Source organism: Corynebacterium sp. NML140438 (genome assembly GCF_001875725.1).
In the GTDB taxonomy this organism is placed as follows: Bacteria; Actinomycetota; Actinomycetes; order Mycobacteriales; family Mycobacteriaceae; genus Corynebacterium.
This window is the reverse complement of the sequence record NZ_MLCQ01000017.1, coordinates 320,402-333,865: the sequence shown is the minus strand read 5'-3', so window position 1 is coordinate 333,865 and position 13,464 is coordinate 320,402. Positions and strand designations below refer to the sequence as shown.

The 13,464-nt window shown below is 59.9% G+C and carries 11 protein-coding genes; 5 read left to right on the top strand and 6 right to left on the bottom strand.

What is annotated here, in order from left to right:
• Positions 1 to 36: 36 nt before the first annotated feature.
• From BJP08_RS04610 to pyk, 3 genes are all read left to right on the top strand, one after another.
• Positions 37 to 831: a hypothetical protein gene (locus BJP08_RS04610; protein WP_071568471.1), complete on the top strand. Its 795-nt coding sequence runs from the start codon at positions 37 to 39 to the stop codon at positions 829 to 831.
• 18 nt (positions 832 to 849) lie between these two features.
• A complete protein-coding gene (gene lgt / locus BJP08_RS04605; protein ID WP_071568470.1) occupies positions 850 to 1,740 on the top strand; it encodes a prolipoprotein diacylglyceryl transferase in 891 nt (296 codons plus the stop codon).
• Positions 1,741 to 1,850: 110 nt separating this feature from the next.
• The gene (pyk, locus tag BJP08_RS04600; protein ID WP_071568469.1) at positions 1,851 to 3,296 is read left to right on the top strand and encodes a pyruvate kinase; all 1,446 of its coding nucleotides are present in this window, start codon (positions 1,851 to 1,853) and stop codon (positions 3,294 to 3,296) included.
• Here the strand turns inward: pyk and BJP08_RS04595 are convergent.
• The 5 genes from BJP08_RS04595 to BJP08_RS04575 form a co-directional block, all read right to left on the bottom strand.
• Positions 3,293 to 4,048, bottom strand: a complete 756-nt coding sequence (locus BJP08_RS04595; protein ID WP_071568468.1) for an aminotransferase class IV — start codon at positions 4,046 to 4,048, stop codon at positions 3,293 to 3,295. The genes pyk and BJP08_RS04595 overlap by 4 nt on opposite strands.
• A gap of 1 nt (position 4,049) precedes the next feature.
• On the bottom strand, positions 4,050 to 5,909 hold the full coding sequence (locus BJP08_RS04590) for a chorismate-binding protein (protein ID WP_071568467.1): 1,860 nt from the start codon (positions 5,907 to 5,909) through the stop codon (positions 4,050 to 4,052).
• Between the two features lie 77 nt (positions 5,910 to 5,986).
• Positions 5,987 to 8,383 carry a glycogen/starch/alpha-glucan phosphorylase gene (locus tag BJP08_RS04585; protein ID WP_071568466.1) on the bottom strand — a complete coding sequence of 799 codons (2,397 nt, stop codon included), beginning with the start codon at positions 8,381 to 8,383 and terminating at the stop codon, positions 5,987 to 5,989.
• A 60-nt stretch (positions 8,384 to 8,443) separates the two neighbouring features.
• Entirely contained in the window at positions 8,444 to 9,700 is a 1,257-nt protein-coding gene (locus BJP08_RS04580; protein WP_071568465.1) for an amidohydrolase, read from the bottom strand.
• Between the two features lie 98 nt (positions 9,701 to 9,798).
• Positions 9,799 to 11,121, bottom strand: a complete 1,323-nt coding sequence (locus tag BJP08_RS04575; protein WP_177221709.1) for a DUF4921 family protein — start codon at positions 11,119 to 11,121, stop codon at positions 9,799 to 9,801.
• A gap of 39 nt (positions 11,122 to 11,160) precedes the next feature.
• Here BJP08_RS04575 and BJP08_RS04570 point away from each other — a divergent pair, with 39 nt between their 5' ends.
• Positions 11,161 to 11,559 (top strand): hypothetical protein, encoded by a 399-nt coding sequence (locus tag BJP08_RS04570; protein ID WP_071568464.1) that lies wholly within the window; start codon positions 11,161 to 11,163, stop codon positions 11,557 to 11,559.
• Here BJP08_RS04570 and BJP08_RS04565 read toward each other — a convergent pair.
• On the bottom strand, positions 11,529 to 12,653 hold the full coding sequence (locus tag BJP08_RS04565) for a glycerate kinase (protein WP_177221708.1): 1,125 nt from the start codon (positions 12,651 to 12,653) through the stop codon (positions 11,529 to 11,531). The genes BJP08_RS04570 and BJP08_RS04565 overlap by 31 nt on opposite strands.
• Before the next feature lie 74 nt (positions 12,654 to 12,727).
• Here BJP08_RS04565 and BJP08_RS04560 point away from each other — a divergent pair, with 74 nt between their 5' ends.
• Positions 12,728 to 13,459 carry a DivIVA domain-containing protein gene (locus BJP08_RS04560; RefSeq protein WP_071568463.1) on the top strand — a complete coding sequence of 244 codons (732 nt, stop codon included), beginning with the start codon at positions 12,728 to 12,730 and terminating at the stop codon, positions 13,457 to 13,459.
• Positions 13,460 to 13,464: the final 5 nt, after the last annotated feature.

The following is a 13,464-nucleotide window of genomic DNA, read 5'->3' as shown; positions in this document are numbered from 1 at the left end:
TAGGGCTTTCACCTCGGAGTCGCGCGGGAGGCGGATATGTGTGCCACGGATGTACACGGCGAACTTTTCGCTGCAGTGCAGCGTCAGGTTGCACGTCGTGAGTCCGCAGTGACATTTGAAGAGGTGAAGGACCGATCGCGGGTTGCCGCTTCTGCACGCGACGCATATGCGGCAGTAGACGCAGATGGATGTTCCATCATTGCCCAGGTGCAATACAACCAGCACGGCGTCCGGACAACCCAACAACGCATTCACCGCGCAGCACTCGCAGCGATGGAGCTGGAGATGCAAGGGGCACACATGTTGGCATGCTCGGGCGCACTGTTCGGCCGTGAGGTCGCCAGTACCGAGATGGACGCGGCAAGGGGGGCGGTACACATCCCGGTGCTGAGCCTGGATACGATCGTTGATCCTTACCAGGTGCATGAAGCACGCTGCTACGGTGCCGACGCGCTTGTGCTTCGGGCGGACCTGCTCGAGCAGCCGCGCCTGGAGGCGCTCCTCGACAGGGCGGAAACCCTTGGCATGTCGGCGTTCGTACAAATCGGAGACGCTGAGGAAGCTACACGCGCGCTTCGCGCTGGGGCATCGGTGCTGGCTGTAGTGCCCCCGCTGCGCCAAGCGGGGGACATTGATCATTTCGCGCTGGGGCAGCTTGTGGCGGGATTGCCAAGCAAAATACGTGTCGTGATGATGGCTGATGTGCTGACTCCGCGCGATCTCTTCAATGTCGCTGCCGCTGGTGCGGATGCCATCCTGGCCGACGTTGAGGCGTCGATCCCATCGCTGGCGACGGCGGGCCGTCACCCGGCGTGCGCTTCGAGGCGATAATCAGGCACACTAGGGGGCGTGCAAACTACGATTCTGGCAAACATCCCATCGCCACCGCAGGGCGTGTGGCACTTCGGCTGGCTCCCTATCAGGGCGTACGCGCTGTGCATTATTACCGGTATTTTGCTTGCGATGTGGGTGGGAACTCGGCGCTACCGGGCTCGCGGGGGTGACCCTGACGTAATTTGGGACGCGGCAATCGTCGCTATCCCTATGGGTATCATTGGCGGTCGTCTCTACCACGTAGTGACTGATCATGAGAAATACTTTGGTCCCGGAAAAGACCCGCTGCAGGCGCTGAACATCACTGCGGGGGGCCTGGGCATTTGGGGTGCGGTTGCGCTGGGCTCAGCGAGCGTGTGGCTACTGCTTCGGTGGAAGAAGATCGCCGTGGGGCCTGTGGCGGATGCACTCGCGCCGGGAATCGTGCTGGCGCAGGCGGTGGGGCGCCTTGGGAATTGGTTCAACCAGGAACTGTACGGCGCAGAAACGACTGTGCCGTGGGCGCTAGATATTTATTACCGCGTTGATGAGCATGGGGCCTTCGCGCCGCTGACGGGGCACTCGACAGGTGAGGTCATCGCGAGCGTGCACCCGACGTTCCTCTACGAGCTGCTGTGGAACCTGCTTGTGTTCGCGTTCCTGTTGTGGGCTGACAAGCGGTTCAGGCTCGGTCACGGCAGAGTGTTTTGGCTCTACGTTGCCGGCTACACGATGGGCCGCTTCGTCATTGAGTTGATGCGTACTGATGAAGCGACACTGCTTTTTGGATTGCGCGTGAACACGTGGGTTTCCGGCGTGCTTTTCTTGGTTTCACTTGGGATTTTCTTCTTGCTTCCGAAGGGGAGAGAGGCCCTGGAAGTGGACGCCCACAACGACAATGATGATACGAATCGTGATTCGGGGTAGGGTGGTATCCGAAGTGGAAGATAGGCCACACGATACGGCAGTGGAGAATTCACGCACTATCTGGCCTTGAAACCACCGGTAATTGTTGAATCGCTACTAGGTTGGATCTCGTGGATAGAAGAACAAAGATCGTATGTACGCTTGGCCCGGCAGTGGCCAGCAAAGAAGCAATCCTCGGACTTGTGCGCGACGGCATGGATGTCGCTCGCCTCAACTTCTCCCACGGCGACTATCCGGATCACGAGCAGAACTACCGCTGGGTCCGCGAAGCCACCGATGAGACGGGACACGCTGTCGGCATCCTGGCCGACCTTCAAGGACCAAAGATTCGTCTTGGGCGCTTTGAAGAAGGCGCGACTGTTTGGGAGACCGGCGAAACGGTCCGCATCACTGTTGACGACGTGGCTGGCACGCACGACCGCGTCTCGACGACCTACAAGAACCTGGCCAAGGACGCCAAGCCAGGTGACCGCCTGCTCGTCGACGACGGCAAGGTCGGTCTGGTGTGCGTCGAGGTTGACGGCAACGATGTTGTCTGCCGTGTGACCGAGGGCGGCCCAGTCTCCAACAACAAGGGCGTTTCTCTGCCAGGCATGGACATCTCCGTTCCGGCGCTGTCCGAAAAGGACAAGGCAGACCTGCGCTTCGCACTCAAGATGGGTGTCGACGTCATCGCGCTGTCCTTCGTGCGCTCTCCGGCAGACGTTGACCTCGTCCATGAGATCATGGACGAAGTTGGACGTCGCGTCCCGGTGATCGCGAAGCTGGAGAAGCCAGAGGCTGTCGACGCGCTTGAGTCGATCATCCTCGCGTTCGACGGCGTGATGGTTGCTCGTGGTGACCTGGGTGTTGAGATTCCGCTCGAGCTGGTTCCTGGCGTCCAGAAGCGCGTCATCCAGATTGCTCGCGAGAACGCGAAGCCGGTGATCGTCGCTACGCAGATGCTCGACTCGATGATCGAAAACTCGCGCCCAACGCGTGCTGAGGCATCGGACGTCGCAAACGCCGTGCTCGACGGTGCGGACGCCGTCATGCTCTCCGGTGAGACCTCCGTTGGCGTTGACCCACACAACGTGGTCCGGACGATGAGCCGCATCGTGCGCTCGGCTGAGGCCATGGACAAGGTGCCGCCGCTGAACCACATCCCGCGTACTCGCCGTGGTGTGATTTCCTACTCGGCAAATGACGTGGCAAACCGTCTGCATGCCCGCGCAATCGTCGCGTTCACAGCAACTGGTGACACCGCGCGTCGCGTAGCTCGCCTGCGTCCAGACCTGCCGTTGCTCGTGTTCACCCCGAAGCAGGAGGTTCGCTCCCAGCTCGCACTCACCTGGGGCGTGGAGACCTTCCTCTGCCCACCAGTGCACAGCACGGACGAGATGATCGCCACCGTTGACAAGTACCTGCTTGCCATGGACGAGTACCAGGAAAACGACACCATGGTGATGGTGGCAGGTACTCCTCCTGGAGTTGCCGGCTCGACCAACACGGTTCACGTCCACCAGCTGGGCGAGGAGGCCTACTGGTCGAAGAAGAAGGAAAACGAAGAGGACTAGAACCAAGTCCTAGCCCTAGACACCCCGGGGTCGTCACGGCGCCACCATTCGCGCCACGTGGCGACGTCGGGGTGTTGTGGTATCTCAATGCGTGCACCCGCTGGTGTGATGAGCGCTGTGACTGGGCTGATTCCTTGCACCGCGTTGAGGAACCAAAGTGGCTGATCCGGACCCAAAGGGCCGTCGGCTACGCTGATCCCGAGCTTACGTGCGTGCTCAGTGACGAGCTGCTGCGTCGTTGATGGCAGATGCACACTTGTAGGCACCACCAGGGTGCGATCCTTCCAACCAACCAGTGCGCCGGTGGTGGTTTCGGCAAAGTCACCGAGGATGACGTCATGGGTGCCCGGAATCAGGTGCTGCGTGCGGTATACCCCTAGCGCCCTAAGGTCGGGGCCCTTGCGCAGGGGTTGTGTGCGCGGGTCGGCAGGTTCGTTGTGGTTGAACCAGGTCAGAACTGTGTGTTCTCGAAGTGTCGGTGCAGGCCGGATATGCAGGTAAAAGGTATTTCCAAACTCGGCAACACGGGGGAAGACCGGGGTATCTGGCGCGTAATGAGATAGGACACGGAGCGTTTCCTGCCACAACGCTGCCGGAGCAGGACCAAAGCGTGCTTGGTGCAGGTGAAACCCACGCGGAGCCGATCCAGTGTGGAGCCAGCTTTCCGCCCGGTGGCAAGGTGCTGCGGGGACAGCTTCCGGAGTGGTTGGAGACCACGATTCGGTAGCAGTGTTCCATTGGAATGCGTGCATGCTAACGCACCAGTCCCTGTAACACAGCGTCTGCTTTCAATTGCTTTTCGGTGTATTCAGCTGCAGGATCTGAATCCCACACGATTGCGCCACCTGCCCCAATAGTGATCTGGTTGCCTCGTTTTACAGCCGTGCGGATGATGATGTTGAGATCGGCGTTGCCGTCGAAACCGAGGTAGCCGATGGTGCCCGAATAGATGCCGCGAGGCCCGGCTTCGAGCTCATCGATGATGTCGAGTGTGCGGGCTTTTGGCGCACCGGTCATGGAGCCGCCGGGGAAGGTGGCGTCGATAAGGTCCGTGACAGCCGCCGTTGAGCGCAATTGTCCGGTGACTGTTGAGACAAGTTGGTGCAAACCAGCGAACGTCTCCACCTCCATCAGCCGTGGCACCTGCACCGATCCCGGATTGCACACGCGCGAAAGATCGTTGCGGAGCAAGTCGACAATCATGAGGTTTTCCTGCCGCGTCTTGGCATCCAGCCGTAGCTCCTGCGGGTCGGTGCTGCTCGGGGCAGTGCCCTTGATTGGCTTGGTGGATACGACACCGCCGGAGACCTTGAGGAAACGCTCTGGCGATGAGCACAACACTTCGATTTCTGTCGAGGTGTCGAGCCGGAGGTACGCGGCATACGGGGCTGGGTTATGCCTCCGGAGCGTGCCGTACAGGGCGGTGCTGGACCCTGTGCAGGTGCCTTCCCAGGTGTCGGTCAGGCAGACCTCGTAGGAGTCGCCGGAGGCAAGGTAGCGCTTGACTTCGGCGATACGCGCTAGATACTCGCCCCGGCTGTACCGCCATGCGCCTTCGAGGACAGCAGCAGGCTCTACCTCAGAAGGCCCATGTGCGTCGAGGGCGGCCTCGAGCGAGTTGAGCAACGACCACGCTTCCTCGTCTGGCGCATCGTGATAGAGCACCATGCAGTGTGCGGTGCCGGACGTATGGTCGACGGCGACAAACGACTGGGGCATGAGCCAGACACCGTGCTCCTTTGGACGCGGGTATGCCAAATACCCAACATAGCCACCCGCAAACGGCACCTCCGGTGGAACCGCCGAGCGATCAAATGTTTGGGTGAGCTTTGTGTTGAGCTCATCAAGTGTGCTCTCGCCTGCAATCGTGGTAGATAGGCTGCCAGCGTTCGTTCCGAGGATCGACCAGCTCTGTTTGGTGGCGTCGTCAAGCCAAAAGCACTGCTCCGCATTTATCGAAAGTGACTGAAAAATGTGTTCAATCTCGTTTTGGAGGTGGTGCGCGCGGTGGAGCACTTTCAACACTGGCCTTGGACGCAACTGAAGAAAACGGGCGATAAGTTGGCTGCCGTATTCGGTCAACACCGATTCTGGATGGAATTGAACGCCCCAATGCGGCTGGTTTCGATGCTCGATAGCTTGGACAACCCCATCGCTGCTGCGCGCATGCACACAGAGTTGGGAAGGAAGCGGCTCAGCAACATGCAAGGAGTGGTAACGGACTACCTCAAAGTCCTGCGGGAGGCCTCGGAACAGGCCTTCGCCTGAGTGTTGCAGCGTGCTCACAACGCCATGATGTGGCGTCCCTTCAATGACCTTGGCACCGGCGTGCATCGCTAAACCTTGATGTCCGAGGCAGACCCCGAGGAGGGGAACCCCATCAGCTGCCTCGATAACGCGCTTCGCTCCAGCGAAGTCAGCGGCCTTGCCGGGATGGCCGGGGCCGGGAGAAATGACGATGTGCGTAAACTCGCCCGCGCGAATGCGGGCCGGGATACCAAGCTTTTCGACGTCCTCTGCGCCCACCACGAGCGGCTCCTCGCCGGCGTGTGTTGCAAGTAAGTGTGCAAGGTTGAAGGTGTACGAGTCGCGATTATCGATGAGCAGAATCACGCGAAGAGTCTAACAAGTGCTGTAAGCAGGCCAAAGGCCTGCCGTGCCGAGACAGCGGCAGGCCTTACAACAATGGACTAGTTGATCGGCGTCGGCTCGATCTTCCAGACCTCATTCGCGTAGTCGCGGATCGTACGGTCAGAGGAGAAACGGCCGGATTCGCAGATGTTGATCCAGCACTTGCGTGCCCATGCATCTGGGTCCTCGTAGTACTCCTTCGCCATGCGGTCGCGGGTTTCGCGGTAGTCCGCGAAGTCGCCCAGCACGTAGTAGACATCAGCCTCGTCGAAGCCGAAGCCCTCGAGCAGGGAAGCGCGGATGTTATGGAACGCGCCGGTGCCACAGTCATCCAGGGTGCCGTCGACCAGTGCGTTGAGCACGCGGTGCAGGCCTGCGGTCTGCTCGGCAGTTGCCTTCGGGTCGTAGGAGCGCTGCAGCTCAGGCAGATCCTCTTCGAGGGCGCCGAAGATGTAAGCATTCTCTTCGCCAACAGCGTCAACGATTTCCACGTTAGCGCCGTCCATCGTGCCCAGGGTCAGCGCACCGTTCATCATGAACTTCATGTTCGAGGTGCCCGACGCCTCCTTACCCGCAGTGGAGATCTGCTCGGAAACATCCGTTGCTGGGATGATGTGCTCAGCAGGGGAGACGTTGTAGTTCTCCACAAAGACCACGTGCAGGTACTTCGAAACAACCGGATCGCTGTTGACCAGGTCGCCGATGGCGTTGATGAGCTTGATGATGCCCTTCGCCATCGTGTAGCCAGGGGCAGCCTTCGCGCCGAAGATGAAGGTGCGCTTCGGAACGTCGGTCTCGCCGTCTTCCTTGATGCGGAAGTACAGGTCGATGATGTACAGCGCGTTCATCAGCTGGCGCTTGTACTCGTGCAGGCGCTTGATCTGGGTGTCGTACACCGAATCCGGGTCAATGACATCGCCCTGGCGCTGCTCGATCCACTTGGCGAAGTCCTGCTTGTTGGCAGTCTTGATTTCGCGCAGTTCCTTGAGCACTGCAGGATCGTCAGCGTACTTGCGCAGCTCCTTGAGTTTGGACAGGTCCGTGGTCCACTCGTCGGAGCCAGAGAGACGGTCCAGCAGGGAAGCAAGACGCGGGTTGCACATACGCAGCCAGCGGCGTGGCGTCACACCGTTCGTCTTGTTGTTGAAGCGCTCTGGGTACATGGAGTACCAGTAGTTGAGCGTGTCACGCTTCAGGATCTCGGTGTGCAGCGCAGCAACACCGTTGACGGAGTAGGAGGCGTAGCAAGCGATCCACGCCATGTGGACCTTACCGTCGTGGACAGGGGAGTAGTGGTGAGCATCCTCAGGGCCGATGCCACGCGACTCCATGTCGAGGCGGTAGCGGCGGTCGATCTCCAGGACGATCTCCCAGATACGCCAGAACAGCTGCTTGAAGATGGACTCATCCCAGGTCTCCAGAGCCTCCTGGAGAACCGTGTGGTTCGTGTAAGCGAACGTCTGGGTGGTGACGTTCCATGCCTCATCCCAGCCCAGGCCGTGCTCGTCCATGAGCAGGCGCATGAGCTCTGGGACAGCGAGTACCGGGTGGGTGTCGTTGAGCTGTACCGAGTTGTACTCGTGGAACTTACTCAGGTCCTCACCGTGGTGCTCGATGTAGTTGTCGATCATCTCCTGCAGCGAAGCAGAGACGAAGAAGTACTGCTGGCGTACGCGAAGCACCTTGCCTGCGTACGTGGTGTCGTTCGGGTAGAGCACGCGAGTGATGTCGTGGACAGCCTCGCGCTCCAGGATGGCGTCGGAGAAGCGCTGAGAGTTAAAGGCGTCGTAGTCGAATTCGTGCATCGGGGATGCGTCCCACAGGCGAAGCGTGCCGACGTTATCGGTGCCGTAGCCGGTGATCGGCATATCGAACGGCACAGCGCGAACCGTCATGTCGTCGAACTTCACGATGCGCTCCTGGGAGGTGCGCTCAACAACGAATGGGTAGAACGACTCCTTCCAGGAATCCGGGTGCTCCTTCTGGAAGCCATCGACGAACTCCTGACGGAACAGGCCGTAGCGGTAGAGCAGACCGTAGCCGGTGACCGGGTAGTCCTGCGTCACTGCGGAGTCAAGGAAGCATGCAGCCAGACGGCCAAGGCCACCGTTGCCCAGCGCGGCGTCGTGCTCTGCCTCAAGAACATCGGTCAGGTTATGGCCGAGTTCAGCAGCAGCTGCCTCAGCCTCTTTCACCATGCCCAGGTTCGTAAGGTTGTTCAGCAGTGCGCGGCCCTGAAGGAACTCAGCGGAGAAGTACGCCTGCTGGCGTGTTGCCGAGTATGCCTTTTGGGTTGCATCCCACTTGTCAGCAATTTGCTCAACAACAGCGGCCGAGAGCCCGGTCCAGAACTTGTTGTTGGTGGATGCCTGCGGGTTGCGTCCAGAGAAACCACGAACATGGCCGGCGACAGTGTCCTGCAGTGCCGGTACCGATGTTCCTACAGTGTTCTTCATAAAAACCTCAGATCTCTTGATGTATCGAATTGGAATGCGTCAAGCTCAATCGTAACGGCGTTACGGCTGAGCAAGATACGTCAAAACCGCCGTGAGTCCGGCGTTGGTAGCTGCCTTCACCGTTGGGGCGTAGTCCGGCAAGAAGGTCGGCATGTGGTTGACGGGGATATCTTCCGCAACCCTGTTTGCCGCGACGGCCTTCTCCCACTGCGCTTTCGGAGTACATCCGATAAGCCAGTAGAAGTACGGCACGCCGAACGCTAAAGGAATAACTGGAAAGTCCTCCGAAACTGTTTTCCGAGCGGCGTCAGCAGATGAATCCTTGAAGACGGCGTCGAAAGACTGGCGGACCTTGGCGTACACCTCGGCGTCGTTGCTCATGAGCTCGCCGTGAGCGAAATACTCGAACGTTGGCGCCTCAGTGGCTCCCGATGCTTGCACCTCTGCGCGAACTACCCGCTCGATGGAGGCATACATCTGCGCTTTCGTCTTATTTTGATAAAAGCGGCAGTTGAGTACGAGCTCCGCAGAGTCCGGAATAATGTTGTTCGTTGTTCCAGCGTGCAGGCTAGCAACGGTGACAACTGCAAAGTCAGAAGGATCAACTTCCCGGCCAACGAGCCCTTGCAAACGGGCGATGATCATCGCGGCCGTAAACGTTGGGTCGATGGCGTTGTGCGGCATCGAGCCGTGCGCACTGCGCCCCGGAATTGTAATCCTGATGGAGTCACATGCCGCGAACTGGGGACCCGCCTTTGACATCACGGTTCCCGCAGGTCCGGGCATTACATGTTGGCCAAAGCAGACATCCGGGCGCGGAATGCGCTCAAGAAGTCCGTCGTTGACCATCGCTTCTGCCCCTACCCCCAGCTCTTCTCCTGGCTGGAACAGCGCGATGAACGTTCCGCGCCATGTACGGCGGGTGTTGTCCATAAAGCTGCACATGCTGAGAAGTGCGGTGGTGTGCATGTCGTGGCCGCAAGCATGCATGGTGCCGACGCTAGTGCCGTCTTTAAGACGCACTTTCTTTTTTGAAGCGTATGGAACTTCGGTGGCTTCCGTAACTGGGAGTCCATCGAAGTCGGCACGGAACAGTACGGAAGGCCCGTCACCGTTGCGAAAGATCGCGCAGATTCCGTAGCCTCCGAGGGGTGCAACGACCTCGCAGTCGAACTGTGCGAGCTCGGCGAGGAGTCGCTCGTGCGTTTCCTCTTCTTGCATCGACAGCTCGGGCGTGGTGTGCATGAATTCGTAGAATGCACGCTGCCACGATTCGTCAACGACGTAACTGTTGAGAATATCGTTGATGTTGCTCATGTGCGTCCCTCTGTGCGTCACTGCGCACGTGCTTGCGTAACTACCATCACCATTAAGTAATACCAGTCTTTTGTGAGGAAGGTATAAACAACTTTTGATTAAAGGACTGGGTTATAGAGTAACGAGTTGCGTGACGGAGCGCATTCAGTGGCGATACGCAGTGACTTTGTCACAGTTCCCGTGTCGCGCAGCCGGTAGAGTTTATTTACCATTTTGTCGCGAATATCAAACGGGGAAAGCGTATTGACGTAGATTTTGGTGCCGCCCTCGAAGCCGGCGAGCGTCGAAATACGCCACTTAATGTTCACTCTCCATGGCATGGGAAAGTCCAAGTCCACCGGTCGGTAGTGCCACTCCTCGTTGCACGCAACGTCAGGTCCCATCGCTGCATGGATGGCGTGCACGAGGTCGGACATTCCGCGTACCTCCGCCTCCGACTGTTCCCAGGGGGCACAGGTCGCGGACTTCGAGTAGATAGACACGGTGGGGTAGCGGTGCCCAATGCCTGCAATAGCGATGGCGTAATCGTTCTCCGCGATGACCAGGTTGTGATAGAACGCGTAATTCAGGCCCCATTCGTTGTACATGTTGATGTTCTGCCGTAGCTTGGCGATTTCCATCTCTGCTTGCACGCCACGCGCGTCGACAGTGACGAGCTGTTTGTGCAGGTGGTCAAAGGAGGCACCAGCCGGTGCAAGCCAGTTTTGAAAAACCACGACATACGGAGAGTAAGGATTCTTGACGACGAGGTCGTGGAGGGAATCGACGGTGAACCTGAAGAAGGCATCGTGTTCGTCTTCGGTCAGGGTGCCTGAGCTTGCCAGTTGGGTATCGTCAGTGGCGCCGTCGACGAAGTGGCGTCGAGAAATAATGACGTCGTGGCCGCCACCGAAGTACGCGGGCGCGATCTCCAGAAGCGATGCTTCGTCGCGGTCGGGGTTCTCCCCGGAGGCTTTGAGGCGGGTGCGCACGATGTCCAGTACGTGTGCTTTGCCAGCAGGGTTTGCCAGGTAGCGGTCCATGTGTTCCTGCTGCGACTTCGACATGGTGTAGCCGTAGTTTTTTGCCCAGTAGTCGTAGGAGACGATTTCGAAGAGGTTAGGGACGCGCCGGAACTCGGCAGTGGTGGTGTCGAGCTCTTCGGGCATGGAATTGCGCCGGATTTCCCAGCCGTCAGGAGTACGCACCATGCGCGATTTCTCGGGCGGGGTGCGCAGCTGGTGGGCATCGCAGAAGTTGCAGTGCTCGTGGAAGTCTGACTCGCTCAGTGGGTGCGGGGTGCCGGTCGGGCGGGAAAGAGGCCGGTTTCCGCGGCCTGGGACTGTCCAGACTTCGGTACCAGAAAACGGGTTGACCTGCTTGATCGTTCCGTCGGCCATGGTGGTCAGGGCGTCGCGATACGAATGCACTGGAAAAGTCATACCTGCTAGGGTACTCCCCGGTGTATTAGCCTGTTCGTCATGGCGATCATTCAGTTCCACGTGCTTGCTCCAGATACGTCGGCAACGCAGTTGGCGGAGGCATACCAACGCGCGCTTGATATTTTGGTGCGGCGCGAAAAGCTCACAACGGGAAGCGTCGTGCACACCCCGCACGTGGCGTTGCCAGGGGACGTCGTTTCGGAACTGGAGTCAACCTACCTGCAGGATAGGCAGGTGTCCGCCGAGGAGGACGGTGCTGCGATCCAGCGTTACGACATTGAAGTTGAGGGCGCGAGGAGCCTCAACAGTCTGGCGATGGGTCTGTCGCGGATCCTAGCTCCCCGGGCGCAGCTTCCGGCAGACCCTGTGGCGCTCGAGCAGCAAGACCAGTTCGAGACGCCCGCGCTTTACCCCTGGACCGTCGAGGTGTTCAAGTAGCGAATCGCGGCTTCGCGTCCCGCGCGGCGGAGCTGTTCGCTGGTGTCCGCGATATTTTCTAGGGGCACCGCGATGGTTCCTCCCGCGGGCTCAGCGTCGAAGCTGCCCGCGACGATGGCGCAGACGGCACCTGCGTCGGCGGCCAGTTGGCTGACAGTGTGTGCAACCTTGCCGGTGGCGGTCTGGGCGTCGAAACGTCCTTCTCCGGTGATGACCAGGCTGGACTGCGCGATGAGATCCGAGAGTCCACTGGCGTTGGCGATGGCTGGCGCACCAGGGGTGATGGTGACGTGGCTGTCGTCTCCGTGGAGGAGTGTGGAGAGCCAGGTGATGCCGATAGCGGTGCCTCCCGCTGCCCCGAATGCTGGTGTAGCGGGGTCGAGGCCTGCTACCTCGCACAGCTTGGCAAGACCGCGGTCGAGCTTGGCAACGTCTTCTTCTGTGGCGCCCTTTTGAGGACCGAACACAGCGGCGGATCCCGCTGGGCCGGTTGCGGGGGAGTCGACATCGGTGAGCAGCACCCAGTCGAGCGCGCCCGCGGGAATGTTGGCCTTCGCAGTGTCGAGGTCTGCGATGCGCTCGAGGTCACCTCCGCCGGGTTTGAGCTGGTAGCCCTGTGCATCAACGGGGTTGGCGCCGAGGGCTACGAGGATGCCGGTGCCACCATCAGTGGTTGCCGAGCCGCCCAGGCCGAGGACGATGCGGGTTGCGCCTCGGGTTTGCGCGTCGGCGATGAGCACGCCCGTGCCGTAGGTGTCGCCGGTCAACGGGACGGGAGCATCGGCTACCGCGGGCAGCCCAGAGGCGGCGGCGACGTCGATAAACGCCGTCGTGGAGGCCGCATCGTAGGTGTAGCTGGCTTCAGTGAGGCGTCCGGCGGCATCCGTGGTGGGCAGGGTGATGCGCTCACCTTTGAACAGTTCGGAGGTTCCTTCGCCGCCGTCGGCCATCGGTGCGAGTTTGATGGTTGCGTCCTTTAATATCTCGCGGACGCCCTCGGCGATCCAGGTTGCGGCCTGCTCAGTAGACGCCGTGCCTTTGAAGGCATCGGGTGCGATGGTCACAGTTGTCGGGGTGCGCAATGCTTCATCCATGAGCGCAAAGTGTAGTGCATCCCTTCCGTTGTGTTGCGCACTCAGTGCTGTGGTTCTCGGGTACGATAACCGTCATGTATCGCGTTTTTGAAGCTCTTGATGAACTCGTCCAGATCGTTGAGCAGGCCTACGGCATGCCGATGTCAAGCACATGCTTCGTGCCACGCAACGAGGCACTTGCACTGTTAGACGATATTCGTGACGCGATCCCGAATGAGATGGATGACGCGCAAGATGTTCTTGACCGGCAGGACGCTATTTTGCACGGTGCGCAGGAGCGTGCAGACGATCTGGTTGCCCAGGCGAACGCGGACGCGAAGCACATCATGGACGAGGCAAACGCGCAGTCACAGGAAATGATTGACGACGCCCAATCCCACGCCACCATGCTGGTCACCAATGCCGAAGAGGACTCCCGTGACATGGTCAGCCGTGCCAGGGAGGACGCGGAAGCCACCGTCGCGCGGGCCCAGGAAGAGGCACAGCGCCTGATTGAAAATGGTCAGAAGGAATACCAGCGTTCGATCGACGAGGGCCTCGCGCAGCAGGAGCACCTTGTGTCCGAGGCGGAGGTCATGCGTCGCGCAGACGAAGAGGCGCACCGCCTGGTAGAGCAGGCGCACGCCGAGTCCTCGCGCCTGCGCGGGGAGTGCGATGAGTTCGTGGATTCGAAGCTTGCCGAGTTCGAGGAATCGCTTTCCTCGGTGCTTCGAACAGTCTCCAAGGACCGTTCGGCGCTCCGTCGTGGCGCAGGCGTATCAGGTGCGCACCAGCGCTCCGAGCGATATGACTACGGCGAGCACTAGGAACG